Origin of the sequence: Rhizobium leguminosarum bv. viciae USDA 2370, assembly GCF_002008365.1 — a bacterium.
GTDB lineage: Bacteria > Pseudomonadota > Alphaproteobacteria > Rhizobiales > Rhizobiaceae > Rhizobium > Rhizobium leguminosarum.
The window spans coordinates 264,460-282,043 of record NZ_MRDL01000036.1 but is presented as its reverse complement, the minus strand read 5'-3'; the positions used below and the strand labels follow the sequence as shown (position 1 = coordinate 282,043).

Annotated in this window: 13 protein-coding genes and 1 tRNA gene; 11 read left to right on the top strand and 3 right to left on the bottom strand. The window is 59.8% G+C overall.

Annotation, left to right across the window (positions count from 1 at the left end; all coding sequences use genetic code 11):
• The first annotated feature begins 210 nt into the window (after positions 1-210).
• Complete coding sequence (locus tag BS629_RS16290; RefSeq protein WP_018243174.1) at positions 211-1,215, top strand: LysR family transcriptional regulator; 1,005 nt, start codon at positions 211-213, stop codon at positions 1,213-1,215.
• Positions 1,216-1,373: 158 nt separating this feature from the next.
• Positions 1,374-1,844 (top strand): hypothetical protein, encoded by a 471-nt coding sequence (locus BS629_RS16285; RefSeq protein WP_018243175.1) that lies wholly within the window; start codon positions 1,374-1,376, stop codon positions 1,842-1,844.
• Here BS629_RS16285 and BS629_RS16280 read toward each other — a convergent pair whose 3' ends face one another.
• Positions 1,845-2,126 carry a hypothetical protein gene (locus BS629_RS16280; RefSeq protein ID WP_018243176.1) on the bottom strand — a complete coding sequence of 94 codons (282 nt, stop codon included), beginning with the start codon at positions 2,124-2,126 and terminating at the stop codon, positions 1,845-1,847. It lies immediately after the preceding gene.
• A gap of 333 nt (positions 2,127-2,459) precedes the next feature.
• Between BS629_RS16280 and iolG the strand changes: the two genes are divergently transcribed.
• Positions 2,460-3,452: an inositol 2-dehydrogenase gene (gene iolG, locus BS629_RS16275; RefSeq protein WP_018243177.1), complete on the top strand. Its 993-nt coding sequence runs from the start codon at positions 2,460-2,462 to the stop codon at positions 3,450-3,452.
• 176 nt (positions 3,453-3,628) lie between these two features.
• Here the strand turns inward: iolG and BS629_RS16270 are convergent, their stop codons facing one another.
• Positions 3,629-4,870, bottom strand: coding sequence for an ROK family transcriptional regulator (locus BS629_RS16270; protein ID WP_018243178.1), 1,242 nt, complete (start codon positions 4,868-4,870; stop codon positions 3,629-3,631).
• A 227-nt stretch (positions 4,871-5,097) separates the two neighbouring features.
• Here BS629_RS16270 and xylF point away from each other — a divergent pair, with 227 nt between their 5' ends.
• From xylF to BS629_RS16250, 4 genes are all read left to right on the top strand, one after another.
• Complete coding sequence (gene xylF, locus BS629_RS16265; protein WP_018073829.1) at positions 5,098-6,138, top strand: D-xylose ABC transporter substrate-binding protein; 1,041 nt, start codon at positions 5,098-5,100, stop codon at positions 6,136-6,138.
• Positions 6,139-6,404: 266 nt separating this feature from the next.
• The gene (locus tag BS629_RS16260) at positions 6,405-7,718 is read left to right on the top strand and encodes a sugar ABC transporter permease (protein WP_018243179.1); all 1,314 of its coding nucleotides are present in this window, start codon (positions 6,405-6,407) and stop codon (positions 7,716-7,718) included.
• Between the two features lie 14 nt (positions 7,719-7,732).
• Positions 7,733-8,515, top strand: a complete 783-nt coding sequence (locus BS629_RS16255) for an ATP-binding cassette domain-containing protein (RefSeq protein ID WP_003542059.1) — start codon at positions 7,733-7,735, stop codon at positions 8,513-8,515.
• A 204-nt stretch (positions 8,516-8,719) separates the two neighbouring features.
• A tRNA-Arg gene (locus BS629_RS16250) sits at positions 8,720-8,796 on the top strand.
• Positions 8,797-9,499: 703 nt separating this feature from the next.
• On the opposite strand, the gene BS629_RS16245 is transcribed toward BS629_RS16250, so the two are convergent.
• On the bottom strand, positions 9,500-10,258 hold the full coding sequence (locus BS629_RS16245; RefSeq protein WP_077988324.1) for a competence protein CoiA: 759 nt from the start codon (positions 10,256-10,258) through the stop codon (positions 9,500-9,502).
• A gap of 1,268 nt (positions 10,259-11,526) precedes the next feature.
• Between BS629_RS16245 and BS629_RS16235 the strand changes: the two genes are divergently transcribed.
• The 4 genes from BS629_RS16235 to BS629_RS16220 are packed head-to-tail and all read left to right on the top strand — an operon-like array spanning position 11,527 to position 17,577.
• Positions 11,527-12,123 carry a hypothetical protein gene (locus BS629_RS16235; RefSeq protein WP_077988322.1) on the top strand — a complete coding sequence of 199 codons (597 nt, stop codon included), beginning with the start codon at positions 11,527-11,529 and terminating at the stop codon, positions 12,121-12,123.
• Positions 12,124-12,125: 2 nt separating this feature from the next.
• Complete coding sequence (locus BS629_RS16230) at positions 12,126-14,438, top strand: hypothetical protein (protein ID WP_077988321.1); 2,313 nt, start codon at positions 12,126-12,128, stop codon at positions 14,436-14,438.
• On the top strand, positions 14,435-15,370 hold the full coding sequence (locus BS629_RS16225; protein WP_077988320.1) for a TniB family NTP-binding protein: 936 nt from the start codon (positions 14,435-14,437) through the stop codon (positions 15,368-15,370). Before BS629_RS16230 ends, BS629_RS16225 begins: the two co-directional genes overlap by 4 nt.
• Entirely contained in the window at positions 15,370-17,577 is a 2,208-nt protein-coding gene (locus BS629_RS16220) for a TniQ family protein (protein ID WP_077988319.1), read from the top strand. Before BS629_RS16225 ends, BS629_RS16220 begins: the two co-directional genes overlap by 1 nt.
• The last annotated feature ends 7 nt before the right edge of the window (positions 17,578-17,584 follow it).

The window sequence follows — 17,584 nt, the reverse complement described above, 5'->3', positions numbered from 1 at the left end:
GTTCCGTATTGGATAGTTACTTCAGATGGTGAGAAACGAAGTAGGTCTCCTCCACGATCTCACACGTGTTGAGTGCCAACCAGCACACGGCGGCAAACTGGTATGGATTCCTATAACTGTCAAATAGAATAAGTGCTAACGTGCATAACAATTTTGGTATATCGTTAAAAAGTATTACTTTTGATGGAGCGCAGCGAGGAGGCTGCAACCATGACGGTTATTTCTGAGCCATTTTTGATGGATCACGTCGATATCCACAGCGATAATTTCGGCGATGACAGCCTTTTGCGTGCAGGACTTAAGTTGAATCACCTGCGGATGATCGTCGCAATCGAAGATAGCGGACAGATTTCCGCCGCAGCGGAGGTTCTGAACATTTCGCAGCCCGCCGCATCGCGGATGTTGTCCGAAATGGAATCAATCACCAAGACATCTCTCTATGAGCGCGTGGCCCGCGGCGTGGTGCTGACGACCTTCGGCGCAGCGCTTGCCCGGAGAGCCCGGAAGATCCTTTTGGAACTGCGCGAGGCGAGCCGCGAGATCGGCGAACTGAAAAGCGGCAAGGGCGGCTCGGTCTTCATCGGCTCGGTGACGGCGCCGGCCATGAGCCTCGTCGTGCCGGCGATCAACAAGGTGCGCAAGGCCTATCCCGGCATCGAGATCAACATCCAGGTGGAGACGAGCAACGTGCTTGCCCGCGAACTGCTCGCCGCCCGCCATGACTTCATCATCGGCCGCATTCCCGATGATCTCAACCCGCGCCTGTTCGAGGTGACGGAGATCGGCATCGAGCGGGCTTGCCTGATCGTGCGCAGCTGCCATCCGCTCATGAAGCAAAAGACCAGCAGCCTTTCCGACGTGAGGGATTATGACTGGGTGTTCCAGCCGCCGGGCACCCTGCTGCGCCGCACGATCGAAGACGTTTTCCTGTCGCAGGGTGTGGCGCTGCCGGAAAATATCGTCAACACCTCCTCGCTGCTTCTGACCTGCGCCATCATCTGCGAATCCGATGCGATCGCTCCGGTCGCCGTCGACGTCGCCCAGTTCCTTGCCAGCCAAGGCTCGAATGCCTCGGACGTATGCATGCTGCCGATCGATTTCGACATCAACGTCAAGCCCTACAGCATGATCACGGCGAGGGAGCGGGCGCTGCCGCCGAGCGCAAGGCTGCTCTACGACATCATCCTCGAGGAGAGCCGCAAGCAGGCCGGCTGACGACACCCGCAAGCCCTGCGCCATCTTGCTCTCCTTTAATGCGCCTGGAGCAATTCCAGCAAAAGTGTGCAGCGGTTTTGCATCCGGAATTGCGTGAACAAGGAGATAGAGCATTTCCGTGGTTCGAAGAAAAACGGAAATGCTCTCAAGGAAGGCGGATGCTGTTCGGGCAGTCGGTATTTCAATCAGTCCTCGAGCGGCTGAAGGCGGAGGACGAGACGGCCGAAGACGCCGAAGCGCCGGCCACCCATCGCGTGTCCGGCCTCGGCACCGGGCTTGCCTTCGATGTCATGGAGGGCGTTTCAGTCGCGTCGCAACGCGTCGGCCAGGCTTATTTCGACAATCTGGATCTCGATGCTGCCGCTGGGGTCGTGCAGAAACCCGCGCCTGCGCCTCCAGCCGGGCCCGTCATGCCGGATCATCTCACCCGCACGGCACCGCAGGAGGTTGCCGCCGAACTGGCGATCTCCGCCGCCGATACGCCACTGATGCTCCGCGAGAAGCGCCGCGCCTTCGCCCGCGCCAATCATCCCGATGGCGTAGCATTGCCCTTCCGTGACAATGCGACGAAGCGCATGATGCTGGCCAATCTGCTGATCGACGAAGCGCTGCGGCGATTGAGCCGCTGACTATTCCGCCTGCCCGTCCTTCGAAGGTTTTTCAGCGGCCGCCGCGGCTTCGTCCTCGTCCTCGGCGTCAGGCTGCGCGGGCGGCTCGATGGCCGGAGGCTGCGGATTGAAGGTCCAGAACAGCATATAGAAGGAATAGGCGCCTGCCCCGCCGGCCAGCACCGCCCAGAACGGATCGCCGGTGACAAGTTCGACCACGGCCCAGCCGAAGCAAACGGCAACGATGGCAATCCGCACCCAGAGGCGCCGATATGCCGGATGATTCGGATCGATGAGTTTCATTCCTGCCCCGCGGTCGCATTTGTCGCACTGCCTTCGGCCCGTGCCGCGATTGTCTCTAGAGCCTTTCCTGGCCAGATTAAAGTAGTCTCTTGGCTGAAAGGCCGGGCGCTTTCCGCCAGGATCAGAGGCGATCGGCTCTGCCCTGACCAAAACCTGCTCCGGCAGAATACGTCAATCCGACCATGAAAGGCTCTGGCCGACCATGAAGGGCTCTGGTTCGAATCTTGCAAATGTGAAAGATCCGCGGGCTTGACGCGGTCCACAGAAGATGGAATGAAAATTCCAGAATATTGGCAATTCGGTTTATTTGTTCCGAATTCAAGGGAGGTTAGAATGACAGTGAGATTTGGTCTTCTCGGCGCCGGCCGCATCGGCAAGGTCCATGCAAAGGCCGTCAGCGGCGACGCCAATGCGACGCTCGTCGCGGTCGCCGACGCCTTTCCGCAGGCCGCCGAAGCGATCGCCTCCGCCTATGGCTGCGAAGTCCGCACCATCGAGGCGATCGAGGCAGCCAAGGATATCGACGCCGTCGTCATCTGTACGCCGACGGATACCCATGCCGATCTGATCGAGCGCTTCGCCCGCGCCGGCAAGGCGATCTTCTGCGAAAAGCCGATCGATCTCGACGTCGCCCGCGTCAAGGCCTGCATCAAGGTGGTCGAAGAGACCGGCGCCAAGCTGATGGTTGGCTTCAACCGCCGCTTCGACCCGCATTTCATGGCGGTGCGCAAAGTCATCGACGAAGGCAAGATCGGCGATGTCGAAATGGTGACGATCACCTCGCGTGACCCCGGCGCTCCGCCGGTCGATTACATCAAGCGCTCCGGCGGTATCTTCCGCGACATGACGATCCATGACTTCGACATGGCCCGCTTCCTGCTCGGCGAAGAACCGGTGTCGGTTTTCGCGACCGCTGCAGTTCTCGTCGACAAGGCGATCGGCGAAGCTGGCGACTATGACAGCGTCTCGGTGATCCTGCAGACGAAATCCGGCAAGCAGGCCATCATCTCCAATTCCCGCCGCGCCACCTATGGCTACGACCAGCGCATCGAAGCACACGGCTCCAAGGGCCTCGTCTCGGCCGAAAACCAGCGCCCGGTCTCCATCGAAGTCGCAAACGGCGAAGGCTACACCCGCCCGCCGCTGCATGACTTCTTCATGACCCGTTATACCGAAGCCTATGCCAACGAAATCGCAGCCTTCATCGCCGCGATCGAGAAGGGCTCCAAGATCTCTCCATCAGGCGCCGATGGTCTCGCAGCGCTCGCGCTCGCCGATGCCGCGGTTCAGTCCGTTAAGGAAGGCAAGCTTATCAAGATCGGCTGACGGCCCTCTCCCGACCGGAAGCCATGCATGAGATGGCCGGGCACCCGCCCGGCCATTTCGCGTTTGGCAGACATTCGTTCAAACAGGCAACGTGCTGTGTCGCACCCCCCTCAAGTCGCATACTACAGACTAGCCCGTTGCTGCTGCGATCCCCAGACGCCGGTTGAAAGAAACCCTCAATCCGTCTCTTGAGTGGCCGCCGATCCCTGCACGCCCGAGAGAACGATATCCTCGTCGATCACTGACAGCGCTCGGTTCAGATGTCCTTCGAAGACCAGGATCTGCTCGTCGGCCACCACCCTGATCTCGGGCATGCCTTCCATGCGCACGATATGCGACTGCCCCAGACCCTCTTCGATCCCTTGCCGGAGAAGGTCGTAATAGCGCGTGCCCGGCCCGGTGATGGCGATCGGCATGCGCTCCGTCAGGCTCAGCATGCGCGACAGCCCGTTGCCGAGCGCCAGCCCTGCCTGGCGAAAGGCGAAGGCGGGGACGCGGTGGCCCTGGCGCGCCTTGGCGGCGATCTTGTCCAGTTCCGCCACCGGCACGAACTTTGCCGGAATCGTATCGAGCGGCACCTCGAAGGCGCTGCGCAGGATCGCGTAGAAACCGGCATAGGCCTCGATGCAGCCGCGGGTGCCGCAGCGGCAGAGCCCACCATTGGCCATGTGCAGCATGTGCCCGAAATTCGGCGCCGATATCTCCTGGCCCGTCTGGTTTCCGCGCCTGACGATGCCGAGCCCGACGCTATGGCCGAGCGAAAGGGCGGCGAGCGAACGGAAATCGGCGCCTTTCACCATCTCTTCACGCGCGCCGAGCGCTGCCGCGACCAATAGCGTCTCGTTGTCGAGGATCACCTTGGCCTGCCATTCCGGCCGCAGTGCCGATTCGAAATCGATCTGGTCACTGCCGAAAATCGGCGACCAGACGAGAACCGGCTCGGTGGAATTGACCAGCCCCTTGCTGCTGATCGAGATCAGCAGCACCTTTTCTTGGCTGATCTTCGAGCGATCGAGAATGCGCAAAAGCCCGGCCCGCACTGCCGCGACGAAGCGGCCAGCACCCGCAGGATCATGCGAACGTTCCTCGCTGAAGCGGTCGATCAGCTTGCCGGCATAATCGACCAGCGAATATTGCACAGCATCCGAGGAGATGATGACGACGATGAGATAGCCGCAATCGCGTCGCTGCCGCAGCAGCACGCGCGGCCGGCCGCGGCCGCTTGCCGGCTGATGTTCAGATTTTTCGATGATCTGGGCTTTTTCCAGCTCAGTGGTAATGGCCGTGATGGTGGCCGACGACAGCCCGGTGAAATCGGATATTTCGGTATGCGCGAGCGCACCGTGGCGACGCAGCACGGACAGCACGAGCACGCTGTTTCTCTGCCGGACCAGCTCCGTGCTCGACTTGGTCAGCATGAACGCCGCCCTCTCTCCCTGCTTGCTCCACCCTTGGTTTCCACTGCATCTCCAGCCGATGTTTCGCAAGGAAATTAAGCCGGCAGTGCAGTGTTGACAGTTGAAAAAATCTCTGACACTAAATTTCTCGACTGTCGAGAAAAAAATCCGAACCTTTCTCGACAGCTTTTCGCGGTGGCCGGAGGAAGCATGGGCTGGGCCGGTCGCAATCCACTCGGGAGGACATTATGAAGTCTATTTTGAAATTGATGGCCGGTGCGGCCATCCTCGTTTCCGTGCATACCGCTGCCATGGCTGCCGATCTCGTCGTCGGTGTTTCCTGGTCGAATTTCCAGGAAGAACGCTGGAAGACGGACGAAGCCGCCATCAAGAAGGCTCTCGAAGCCAAGGGCGCCAAGTATATTTCCGCTGACGCGCAGTCTTCTGCCGCAAAGCAGCTTACCGACGTCGAATCGCTGATCTCGCAGGGCGCCAACGCGCTGATCATTCTCGCCCAGGACTCCGACGCAATCGGCCCGGCGATCGAAAAGGCCGCCGCTGAAGGCATCCCGGTCGTCGGCTATGACCGCCTGATCGAAAACCCGGCTGCCTTCTACATCACCTTCGACAACAAGGAAGTCGGCCGCCTGCAGGCTGAGGGCGTTTTCAAGGCCAAGCCGGAAGGCAATTACGTCTTCATCAAGGGCTCGTCTTCCGATCCGAATGCTGACTTCCTGTTCTCGGGCCAGCAGGAAGTGCTGAAGGCCGCCATCGACGCCGGCAAGATCAAGAATGTCGGCGAGGCCTATACGGACGGCTGGCTGCCGGAGAACGCTCAGCGCAACATGGAGCAGTTCCTGACCGCCAACAACAACAAGGTTGACGCCGTCGTCGCATCGAACGACGGCACCGCCGGCGGCGCGATCGCTGCTCTCGACGCACAGGGCCTCGCCGGCTCCGTTCCGGTTTCCGGCCAGGACGGTGACAAGGCAGCGCTCAACCGCATCGCTCTCGGCACGCAGACGGTTTCCGTCTGGAAGGACAGCCGCGAACTCGGCAAGCGCGCCGCTGAAATCGCTCTCGACCTCGCCGGCGGCAAGGACATGAGCAAGATCGACGGCGCCCAGGCTTTCAAGGGCGGCCCCAAGGGCGTCGAAATGCAGTCGGTCTTCCTGAAGCCGCTTGCGATCACCAAGGAAAACCTGAACGTCGTCATCGACGCCGGCTGGATCTCCAAGGCTGAAGCGTGCCAGGGCGTCAAGGCAGACAGCGTCGCTGCCTGCAAGTAAGCCACGGGCTGTAAACTGAAATTGCCGGCGCCGCAGCGGAACACCGTTGCGGCGCTGGATGCGGATGAGAATTCCAATAACGAAGTTTTCTCCGCCTCGCCGCACCATCGCGGGTTTTCATTCCCTGCCGGAACGGTGTCGCGACACCACGCGACCGGTTTCCGGAAGCATCGCGGTGGTGAGTTGAAGAACAGACGCATGACGCTGATGGCAGCCTCTAGCACGCCGGCGCGTCCGTCCAAACAAAGTGGGGGAACGGCAAACCCATGGCCGAAATGGTAAAATCCACAACATCAAGCGGACCGCGAGCGGCGGAAGCCAGTCCGGTGACCCGCTTCTTCCGCGCCACCGAGATCGACACGCGTCTGCTCGGCATGATCGGCGCGCTGATCATCATCTGGATCGGTTTCCACATCATCACCGGCGGTCTCTTCCTGACCCCCCGCAATCTCTGGAACCTCTCGGTCCAGACCACCGACATCGCCGTCATGACGACGGGCATGGTGCTGATCATCGTCACCCGCAACATCGACCTGTCGGTCGGTTCCGTGCTCGGCCTCTGCGGCATGATCATGGGCGTGACGCAGGCCAAGATCCTGCCGGAATATATCGGCTTCGACAGCCCCTTCACCTGGGCGATCACGCTGCTGGTCGGATTGGCGGCAGGCTGCCTGATCGGCGCCTTCCAGGGCATCATCATCGCCTTCCTCAACGTTCCCTCCTTCATCGTCACGCTCGGCGGCCTGCTCGTCTGGCGCGGCGCCACCTGGCTCGTCACCAGCGGCCAGACGGTTGCCCCGATGGACCAGACCTTCCGCATCATGGGCGGCGGCGCCGAGGGCTCGATCGGCGCCACCTGGAGCTGGATCGTCGGTATCGGCGCCTGCCTCTTCGTCATCGCAAGCATCGTCGGCTCACGCCGGCAGCGCCGGCGCTTCGGTTTCCCGCGCCGGCCGATGTGGGCTGAATATTTCCTCGCGGTCCTGAGCTGCGTGCTCATCCTCGGCGCGGTCTGGATCGCCAACAGCTATTACTGGCCGATCAACATCGCCAAGAAATATGCCGAGACCAACAATATTCCCTGGCCCGAAACCGGCCTGGACATTCCCTACGGCATCGCCGTGCCGGTGTTGATCGCGATCGTCGTCGGCATCATCATGACCTTCATCGCGACCCGGCTGCGCTTCGGCCGCTATGTCTTCGCGATTGGCGGCAACCCCGAAGCGGCCGAGCTCGCCGGTATCAAGACCCGCTGGGTCACCGTGCGCATCTTCGCGCTGATGGGCATTTTGGCCGCTATCGCGGCCGCGATTTCCACCGCCCGCCTCAATGCCGCAACGAACTCGCAGGGTACGCTCGACGAGCTCTACACCATCGCCGCCGCCGTCATCGGCGGAACGTCGCTGGCAGGCGGCACCGGCACCATCGCCGGCGCCATGCTCGGCGCGCTCGTCATGCAGTCGCTGCAATCGGGCATGGTGCTCGCGCATGTCGATACGCCGCTGCAGAGCGTCGTCGTCGGCACCGTCCTTGTCGTGGCGGTCTGGCTCGACACCGTCTACCGCGCCCGTGCCAAGTGAGAGGAGCCCCAGACATGGCTGATCAACGCACTCCCCTCGTGGAACTGAAAAACATCTCGATCTCCTTCGGCGGCATTCACGCCGTCGACAATGCCTCGGTCGATCTCTACCCCGGCGAAGTGGTCGCCCTGCTCGGCCACAACGGCGCCGGCAAGTCGACGCTCATCAAGATCCTCTCCGGCGCCTACAAGCGCGATGGCGGCGAGATCCTGATCAACGGCGAACCGGCCGACATCCGCAATCCGCGCGATGCCAAGAAATACGGGATCGAGACGATCTACCAGACGCTCGCCGTCGCCGACAATGTCGACGCCGCCGCCAACCTCTATCTCGGCCGCGAGCTGAAGACCCGCTGGGGCACGCTCGATGACGTCGCGATGGAAGCCTCGGCCCGCGAGGTGATGGGGCGCCTCAACCCCAACTTCAAGCGCTTCAAGGAACCGGTGAAGGCGCTCTCGGGCGGCCAGCGGCAATCGGTGGCAATCGCCCGTGCCATCCTCTTCAACGCCCGCATCCTGATCATGGACGAGCCGACGGCAGCGCTCGGCCCCCAGGAGACGGCGCAGGTCGGCGAATTGATCAAGCAGCTGAAGAAGGAAGGCATCGGCATCTTCCTCATCAGCCACGACATCCATGACGTCTTCGATCTGGCCGACCGCGTCTCGGTGATGAAAAACGGCCAGGTCGTCGGCCATGCCCGCACCGAGGACGTGACCAAGGACGAAGTGCTGGGGATGATCATTCTCGGCAAAGTGCCGCCAAAGGCAATCCCCGGCCCCGGCGCCATGCAGATCTGACCGCCGCCAGGCGACAGTCGACAACAATCACGCTCCGCCGCCCGCAAGGCCGGCGGAGTTTTCATATGCATTCACCGGACTGACGGATAAAAACGTCCGCCAAATCGCAAGCATCGGTATTTCCGAGAATTTCGCGATTGAAGCCAGCCGCAAGCTAGGCTAAGAACCACCCATCGGACAGGCGATTCAAACCGCCTTCGGCATGCACCCGTAGCTCAGCTGGATAGAGTGTTGGATTCCGATTCCAAAGGTCACAGGTTCGAATCCTGTCGGGTGCGCCAGTCTTTGTAGTGCTTGGCAACAGCGTACACCAGCTTGCCAACAGCGTGCACCCTGCCTGCCAACAGCGTACACTCTTTTCCAGAAAATCGAATGAAAACAATGAACGCGCCGTTTTGGTGCGCGCGGCATTCAGCGTTTCCGGCTGCGACGTGATTCCTGGCGAAATCGAACTGGGGACAGCCGCCCCGGCGTCCCCACAAAGCTTCTGAGCATGATTGAACGCCCGTTTGCGCATTGTATCCTGTGCAACTTTCCCTAGCGACCTTCCGGCTCGATCAAAAGGACTGAGTCCTTAAAATAGCGCTCGTCGCCCTTTGGAGCTTCGAAAAATTTCGTAAGAATATTTTCGCGCCATTGAGAGATCACGCGCGAATCCGCAGCCTGTCATTACTTGCACTCGCACTGAAGTCTATTCAAATACATTTTGCATCGGCTGCGCCGTCACTCAGATTTTGTAGCGAATAAATACGTACATCGGCACTTTGGACAAGAAGATCTTTGGCAGGGCTGGCTGCTTATGGATTCGCCTTCGAATCCCTGTGGAGCTGGGGCCGTCTTGACAAGAATTCCGGACGAGGTGGGCTTTAAGATAACTGTCGGTTTTGGCCACCCGGCTCAAATTCCCTAGAGGATTCCATCATGAATCCTCTAGGGGGTTATTTAGCGAATCCGAAGCGGGCTTCGTTTCACTGACTCGGTTTCTCAAAACCTCGGCTTCCGTGCCTGATAGGCTTCGAAGGCAGGCATTCCTGACCGCGACCTCGGTGGCCGGCGCAGCTCGATCCTCGCCAGCCCCCTGATGGAAGCGCAAGTCAGGTAGTGATCGATGACGCTTTGGCGAAACATGGGTGTCGCGACCGCTCCAATCTTGGGGACATACCGTAGCCACCATAGAAGGCCGGTGTCTGGAAGCCACCGCGGCGGAAACTCCACGTCTCCGAAATCGAGGAACACCGGATATCGGCTGCCGGCCCATCGATCGACGATCGCAGAAATGCCCAGCGGAATGATCCAAGCTCTTAGCTTCGTTTCGGCAGAGCGGGCATAGGTAAGTGCATCGCAGAAGGAGGACAGATCCCTTTTCAGCCTAGTGCCGTCCGCCACCCACGCCATCGGGCGATAGAAGCTCTCTCTGGATGCTCTCTCCTCCTGGGATATCGGTGAGTGCTGGAACTCGAGCACCGCTCCCTGCGCTGTCTTCACATCAGCGATGTGAACGATTCCACTTGAATCCCGATGCCAGACTTCCTGCCATTCGATGGGAAAGTGGTTCTTCCATGCGCGATGCCATTCAGTCTCGGGTTCCCGCCAGGGATCGCATAAAACCGTGCTGCGGTGCGCCCAGTGATGGAGCCGTATCGCTCCGCATTTCGGTATCACGGGTGCCTCGCATCCGGGGCAGGTCCCAAAGAGACCCGGCGCGGCTTCCTGGCGGAGTCCATCTACGACGGCGAACTTCATTGTCATCTCCAATAGCCATAGCTTCGCCGATCACGGCGCGTGCTCGTTTCACAAGGGAAAGTGGCGGGCGGCTTGGATACCGCTTGGAGCTTCTTCGGGCAGTTTCGGCTGCCTCATCTTCTTATCCGTCTGTTCCGCCTGACGAATGCTCGGACGGTAGCCGGCGGAATGCGGGAAATCAACAACCGACGATGTGCTATCCACCGAAGACGAAAAAATGTTTTCAGGGCCCGTTGACGATCGAACAAAAAGAGAACATAAGCATCGACGCAATAATCTCGATTTCGGCGGTGCATGAAGTCACCGCTGCGCGCCTCTGCGGATTCCATGAAGGGACGTGGCCATGCATTCGATGCGAATACGAATAGCAATCCTTCCGCGAGCTTGACGCCACGCTTTCGCACGCCACGCAAAGACTCCTGAACAGCAGACCTGCCCGACTGATGCTCCTGGCACGCCTCCGCGCGCCATCGGTGGTTCGGCCGCGTTACATGCGGTGCCCGCTCCGAAGCCTCGTTTGAGCTTGGATCTACTTTCCACCGTGCCTCTTCCTGGCGACGGCAAAGGACTCACGCCTGGAGAAAGACTTGGCGGAGCGGGCTCAAGGATTCGACCTTTAATACAATGATTACAGACAGTTAGGCGAATCGCAGGCTTGCGACCGGGCTCTACTTGTGGGACCTTTGTGCCCGTGTCCGGCGGTGTCCACCTCGCTTGACCGATTTCAACAGATAGTTCGTCAACGTCGCTTCCGACCAGCGGGAGCGCGAACGGAGAGGTGTTGCCGATGATCAGCCATGCCAAAAGTTTTCGCGTCCAGAACATGAAGCTGAGATCACAGGATCTCGAATCCTGCGGGATCACGAAAGGTCTATTGGAGGAACTGCGGCCGTTGATCCCTCCGGCGCCGCCATCACGCGTAACCCGCGTCGAGCTGTCGTTCTTCCACGTCAAAAGAAGGGAGCATGCAAATGAAGAGCGTTCAAGATAGGCGGCCTTCGGGCCGGAAGCCGTCCCAGGTCACCAAACCACTACCCTCAGACGACAAGAAGCGTTCGACGGAGGATGACTACAAGGTTCTCCTTCAGTGCCTTCCGCACGCGCATGTCTGGTATCGAGAGCACCTGCGGCGCGCTTTCGATCACATCTTCTCAGAGGGTCATGAGCCTCGCGTCACGTTCCCGGCGCGCGTCAGGGAGCACGGCCGGTCAAAGTTCACGACATCAAAGTATCGGACTGGAAGCTCCATCGTAACCCGGAACAAATGGATGGCCCACGGCCTGGCGCTCATGGATGGCGATCCAGACATCGTCGCCCTTTCTCCGTATCCCATCACAATCCGGTATCTCGGTCGAAACGCGAACAGTAGCGTCGAGTGGAAGGATCATATTCCAGATCTCGCGATCCTGCGCCGGAACGGGGCCGTCGGGTTCATGGATTTCTTTCACGATATCGATACCCGACGAGATGACGAACGCACCAATGCACTTCAGATCTCGCTGAAGGAGGATTGTGGGGCGGCATACGAGGAGATGTGCGCCACGCAGATCCTTAGGCAGCCCCGCTTCTTTAATCGCAATCTCCTTCATGCGAACCGACCACGCCCCGGCGAACTCGATCTCACGGTTATCGAACGGTGCATCCTCGAACAGCCGCTACCGATGACCATCGCGGAAATTTCGGACGCGATGCCATTGAACGTGGTCGTCGAACGGTGGGAAGACGAGGATCGGACCTCAGCACGATTTGTGCCAGGCTCCCATGTGGTCTTCAGTTCGTGCCTGCGCCTTGGATATCTCGGCAAGGTCGATCTCGACATGTCGAAACCCTTGACCATGTCCTCGATCGTGTCGCGGAGGGTCTGATTATGTCCTTTGCAAGCAAGCATTTCGAATTCATGCAGCCTGTGCTGACAGCACACGACCTTGGCCTTCCCAAGGTCGAACCCGGAGAAATCGACGGGCAGCTCTTCGACTTCAGGCCCGGGGATAGGGTGCTGATCTTCAATGAAGATCGGACGAGCTACACGGAAACACGCTTCAAGGAGTGGATTCAGCTCACGTTGGAGGCGCGCAAGCTGGCCGTGTTCGGTCGGCTCGAAAGCAACGAGCAGATCACACTCAGCAATGCGGGGATGAGGTGGCTGGAGAAATTCGGCCGGATCATCCCCGTGGGAGCGAGCGGAAAGCGTATTCTGCCGGGATCCTCTCATCGCCTGTCCGACGCCGATCGCCAGGATGCCGAGAAGGCGATGGCAATCGTTGATCGGTACAATGCTTTTCTGGAGTCCATCGGCTTCGAAACGTACGGCCTCAAGAAGAGAACCAAAGAGTTCCTGGCAGCCGTCGCAGCCGAGCGCGGCGAACCTCCGATGAGCTACGAGTGGCTGCGAAAAATGGTCCGCAACGACGAGGCCGGAACCCACTTCGACCGCCTGATGAACTTCGCCCGTGCACCTAGGCGAGGTAACGAGTCACCGCGTCTCCCCGGTCTGATCTACGAAGCACTTGAGCTGGCTGCCCACTTCGCGTGGTCGCAGCCAAAGGGCGACTACAAGACCATGATGGACCACTTCATCCATCTGTTGCTGGAGGAAGATCGGTTCGCGCCTGTCCGGCACGTCGGCCTGACAAAGGAAGGCGCAATCAAGCTCCACAAGAGCACGTTCGACTTTCATCTCGCCGCCGTCGACAAGTACACGAGATCGCTGCTGCGCCACGGCGCTGACATCGCCGCGGCGAGGAACCGCCAGTACATCCGCGTCCACCGCCCGCAGAGCCTGCTCGACATTGTCGATGTCGACCATCTGAATCCTGACATCATCGCGTACCTCGACGAGAATCCGCTAGCCTTCGGGCGACTGGATCTCGTGCTCTTCCGGGAGCGGTTGTCGGGATCCATCATCGCGTATGCAGCCGGCTTCGGAGATCCTTCCTACGCCACTTTTCTGCGCGGACTTGAAGCAGCGATCTTCGGGATGGAGCGGCTCGTGGAGGGCGTGACATGGCCCTGGTTTGGCTTGTTCAACAAGCTGGCAGTGGACAATGCACTCCACCTGATCGGCGACTCCATCGACGCTGCCGCCCATGCGATCGGCTTCGACATCATCGAGCATCGTCCGGCAGCCCCGGGCGACAAGGGCGCGCTGGAGCGTGCGCTAGGCACCCTCGCCCGCGACGTGTTCCAAAACCTGCCCGGCACCACGATGGAGTCGCCCGAGATCAGGAAGCTGTTTGGTGAGGACCGCAACATGGCGGTTCCTGTCCTTGCGCTGTCGGAAGTGGAGGCGGTCATCCAGCACTGGATCGCGAACGTCCACCACCAGACGCCCCGCCAAGGTCTCGGGGGTGATCTTCTCACCGAGGCGGGCGTTCCCGCCGAACTGTGGAAGAAGCACGAGGCATCGATCCCCCGCCGCCCTCTCCTCGACCGATCGATCTTCGCCCGATTGGCCGGTGAAACGCGGTGGGTCACTGTCCAAAGCGATGGCGTGCGCTCGGACGGGATTCATTGGAACTCCCCAGGTCTCCTTGCCCTCTCTCTTCATCCAAAGACGAAACGAGCAAAGTCCGGACGCGACTCAACCAAGTTTCGCATGACGATCAACGTCAATGACATCGGCCAAGCGTGGGTTCACGACCCCTACCGCGAAGAAATCATCGAGGTGCGGGCTGTCGGGCCTGATGCGGAGTACTGCTCTGGAATGACCATGGAAATCCACAAGATGATCCAGGATTTCCGTCGCAAGGAGGAGAAGGCCGGTCGGGTCAAACCCCATCTGCTTCAGGCGCGCCGGGAGCTCCACTCGAAGCTCATGGAGCTGATCGACCAGAACCGCAAGAGGTATGCTACTCGAAAGAAACTCGCCAAGTTCGTCCAGGGACACTTCGTGGCCGACCGCCGCCGGAAGGTTCTGGAGGTGGCGAGAATGGAGGACGACGGCACCATCGATCTGAGCAGTGGCGTCGAAGTCACAACGAAGCTTCGCACGGTCCCAGCTCCTGCAACGGACGTTACGAAGACCCATGTGCCAGCGCCTGCGGTTGAACAAAAAAGTGAGCCTCGGTCTGCCGAAACCCGACGAAAGTCGGCTCCCAAGAAAACTTCTCCCGCAGGGGACGATGACGACGACATCGCCAGCCTGCTCGCTCGCAACCCTGATTGGAAGAAGAAGCCATGATCACCGATTTCCACACCGCCACATTTGATACGCCAGAACAGCGAGCGGCTGTGAGCCTGCTACCCAACATCGAGCGCCAGCACATGATCGAGCGGCTGCTGGTTACTTATCCGCTGTTCGACCAGCTCGTCGAATTTATTGGGAATTACCACTTTCCAGTGATCGGAGGGACTCACGGGCGTGGCTCCGTAGGCGGCCTATTCGGAAAGACCCGTGCCGGGAAGACCGACATCATCAAGTTCTACTGCAACAAGTGGCCGGCACACGTTGTGGAGGACGGCATTGTAATCCCAGTCGTTTACATCCCGGTGCCCCCGGACATTGTACCTCAGCGATTTGCCGAGATCGTCTATGACGTGACGGGATCCGGATCCGCTCCCAAAATCAAGATTCCATCCCTTATGGGGCGGTCAGTCGATAGGATCGTAGGGGTGCGAGCGCAACTGGTCATTATCGATGACTCTCAGTTCTTGTTTGGAGCACACAAGAACCACGTGAGAGAGTTCTATGGCTTCCTGAAGCAACTGGTCGACAGGCACACCTGCAACATCCTGTTCGTTGGCGAAGAAGGCGTGATCCCACAGGTGCTTGCGTTCGGTCCACTTGCTGCGAGGGGAGGCTTTCCCAAAAAAGTCCTGGCTCCGTTCGGTGAAGGCGAGATGGATCAGTTCCGACTGCTGCTGCACGAAATTGATCTTCGCCTGCCGTTTCGCGAGCTCTCGGGACTTGCGAACAAGTACCTTGCTCAGGAGCTACATAACTTCACGGGCGGTGCCACGGGACAGGTGATGTTCAACCTAGTGCGTCCTGCTGCCTTCCGAGCACTGAACGACGGTTCTCCGCGGATCCTTCGTCACCATCTCTATGAGGAAGCCGCCCTCCGACAGAGGCCCGGGGACGCCCGGGAATACTTCGCCAGGGAGGCAGCGTGATGGAGCTGCTGCGCGCCCGCCTTCCCTTCACGAGCTGGCGATCAAAGCCCGGCCTCGGGGATCCGGCACAAGGATACTTTGCCCGGCTCGTCGCGGAAGGACAGCATGTCAGTGCACGCGTGTACGCAAACGAGTTGGAGATCAATGGCCGCAACATCGTCATGCAGGAAATGCTCGACGAGCTGCTGAAGCTCCCACTGCCAGAGGAGTGCAAGCAATCCCTGATCCGATGGACTCCAATCTGGCGCAACGGCTATCATCGACTAGCGGGGGAAACTCTCCGCAAGAGACAGATGTCCTTCTACAATCGCCGCTTCTGCCGCGCTTGCCTCGCCGAAGCGCCGCACCACCGCGTCTGGTGGGACATTGTCGATTTCCATGTTTGCCCGTTTCATTGTGAGCCCATTGAGGACAGATCAGCCGCTGGGGATCAGATCAAGTGGTGGTTTCCGTCCTTCGAGCTCGACCCCGAAGGCGAACCGCTCGGGCGGCCGGCTTCGCTCCTTCTGGAGCCGGACGATTTTGAATGGTACGTCCTCTCCCGGTTCGAATGCGTTGAGAGCTATGCGCGCCCGCTCCTGGATGGCGCGCCGCTCCACGAGGTGATCGACGTCTGCGGGGCGGTAGGACGTCTGCTCGCGAATCCATGGATGAAGTCTGCGCCGGCCATTGGGCGCGAGGATTGCCGAACAGGATTCCTGGCTCTCTCTGGGAGTTTGTCTGATCTCGAGAAGTCCCTTGTGACTTGGCTGGAGAGCAATGTGGCGCAGCAGGATCGCAACCGCGGGATCTACAATGGCTATGGTTGGTTCATGCCCCGTGGAGAACGAAACTTCCTGGAAGCAACTCTCTGGCCGGATATCGATGCTGCCATGCGGCGCGCGTTTGCCAGGACAGGTCGCATTGGCCGTCAGAGCGCAGACGTCGACCAACTTCCGCACCGGGAACACACAATAAAGGAAGCCGCTAAGACAATCGGAATGGATGTTCGCGGTCTACGCGCGATTAGTCAGCAGGCGGGGATCACGGTGAAGAGCTCCAATCCCGCAATGCGGTCCTTCCTCACCGAAGAACAAGTAGCTCGGCTCCATGCGACCGCGAAGGACTTGATCAGCGTAAAGGAAGCGTCGGCCCGCCTCGGCTGCCGTCAGACCTGCGTCCGAAGCCTTGTTTCGATGGGTGTGATCAAGGGGTTTCTGCATACCCGCATCTTCGGCCACGAGGGGAATGGACTTGCGCACCTTGGATCTGACATTGATGCCCTCGTTGACCGTGTTCTTGCCGTGCCGACTGTCGGCGGTCAGGGCCAGAGCCACGGCATCGCCTATCTGTCCAAGGCATTGGGCAAAAGCATCCCTGAAATCGTCCGGTCGGTCCTCAGCGGAAAGATGAGCGTCGCTCGATTTGACCGACGGCGGAAAGGCATCGGGTCGTGGCGTTTCGATGCCGTCGCCTATAAGAAGCCATTTCGTCAGCGGGTGCGAGAAAAGGAAGTCCGCGCCGTCGAGGCGGCCGCCGTCATGCAGATGCAACTGGATGCCATCCAGGCATTCGTTCGTGCTGGTGTCATTAAAAGCCGCGTTGGGAGAGATGGTCAGACGTATCTCGACCGCGCCTCATTCGACGTCTTCAGTTCGACCTACGTCAACGCCAAGCCCTACCAGGATCGCCTCGGATGCACCGACCTTGGCCTCGCAAGAAGGCTGGAGGAACTCGGGATCCGTCGAATTCACGGAAAGCTCCGCGCTCGCAACAAGATCTACCTGGTGGAGAGGAAGTCACTCGAGAAGGTCATTGGAAAGCTCGACGATCGCGGAACTGATCCGCCAGTGTGGGAGGCTTTCCGCAATACGATGGCGAGCGTGTGCGCGTCGTTCGTCATCCCACCATCTTCGGGCGGAAAGGTCGTGAAGGCATACACGGCCACGCGGTCGACCTATGTTGAGCTTCACGTCGAGGGTGAGGAACTGCTGATCCGGAAGACATTCCGAAGCCATCCCGCCCCGCGCGAATGGAAAGTGTTCACCGCCAATCAGCGCCAGATCAGGGAAGAGTGGAAGGCCTTCAGGTGGTCGAAACAGAATGCGCGAGGTGACGTGACCGCGGAATTCAGGATCCACACGACCGAGGATATCGCCATTATCGCGGAGGCTTTGCGGTGCCTGTATCTTCATTTCAGGAATCCGCGAAACTTGCCGAAGGCATGACCATTGC

What these genes read in the sequence shown, in the direction of transcription:
- BS629_RS16290 (WP_018243174.1), top strand. Translation starts at nt 211, where the DNA reads ATGACGGTTATTTCTGAGCCATTTTTGATGGATCACGTCGATATCCAC.
- BS629_RS16285 (WP_018243175.1), top strand. Translation starts at nt 1,374, where the DNA reads ATGCTGTTCGGGCAGTCGGTATTTCAATCAGTCCTCGAGCGGCTGAAG.
- BS629_RS16280 (WP_018243176.1), bottom strand. Translation starts at nt 2,126, where the DNA reads ATGAAACTCATCGATCCGAATCATCCGGCATATCGGCGCCTCTGGGTG.
- iolG (WP_018243177.1), top strand. Translation starts at nt 2,460, where the DNA reads ATGACAGTGAGATTTGGTCTTCTCGGCGCCGGCCGCATCGGCAAGGTC.
- BS629_RS16270 (WP_018243178.1), bottom strand. Translation starts at nt 4,870, where the DNA reads ATGCTGACCAAGTCGAGCACGGAGCTGGTCCGGCAGAGAAACAGCGTG.
- xylF (WP_018073829.1), top strand. Translation starts at nt 5,098, where the DNA reads ATGAAGTCTATTTTGAAATTGATGGCCGGTGCGGCCATCCTCGTTTCC.
- BS629_RS16260 (WP_018243179.1), top strand. Translation starts at nt 6,405, where the DNA reads ATGGCCGAAATGGTAAAATCCACAACATCAAGCGGACCGCGAGCGGCG.
- BS629_RS16255 (WP_003542059.1), top strand. Translation starts at nt 7,733, where the DNA reads ATGGCTGATCAACGCACTCCCCTCGTGGAACTGAAAAACATCTCGATC.
- BS629_RS16245 (WP_077988324.1), bottom strand. Translation starts at nt 10,258, where the DNA reads ATGAAGTTCGCCGTCGTAGATGGACTCCGCCAGGAAGCCGCGCCGGGT.
- BS629_RS16235 (WP_077988322.1), top strand. Translation starts at nt 11,527, where the DNA reads ATGGCCCACGGCCTGGCGCTCATGGATGGCGATCCAGACATCGTCGCC.
- BS629_RS16230 (WP_077988321.1), top strand. Translation starts at nt 12,126, where the DNA reads ATGTCCTTTGCAAGCAAGCATTTCGAATTCATGCAGCCTGTGCTGACA.
- BS629_RS16225 (WP_077988320.1), top strand. Translation starts at nt 14,435, where the DNA reads ATGATCACCGATTTCCACACCGCCACATTTGATACGCCAGAACAGCGA.
- BS629_RS16220 (WP_077988319.1), top strand. Translation starts at nt 15,370, where the DNA reads ATGGAGCTGCTGCGCGCCCGCCTTCCCTTCACGAGCTGGCGATCAAAG.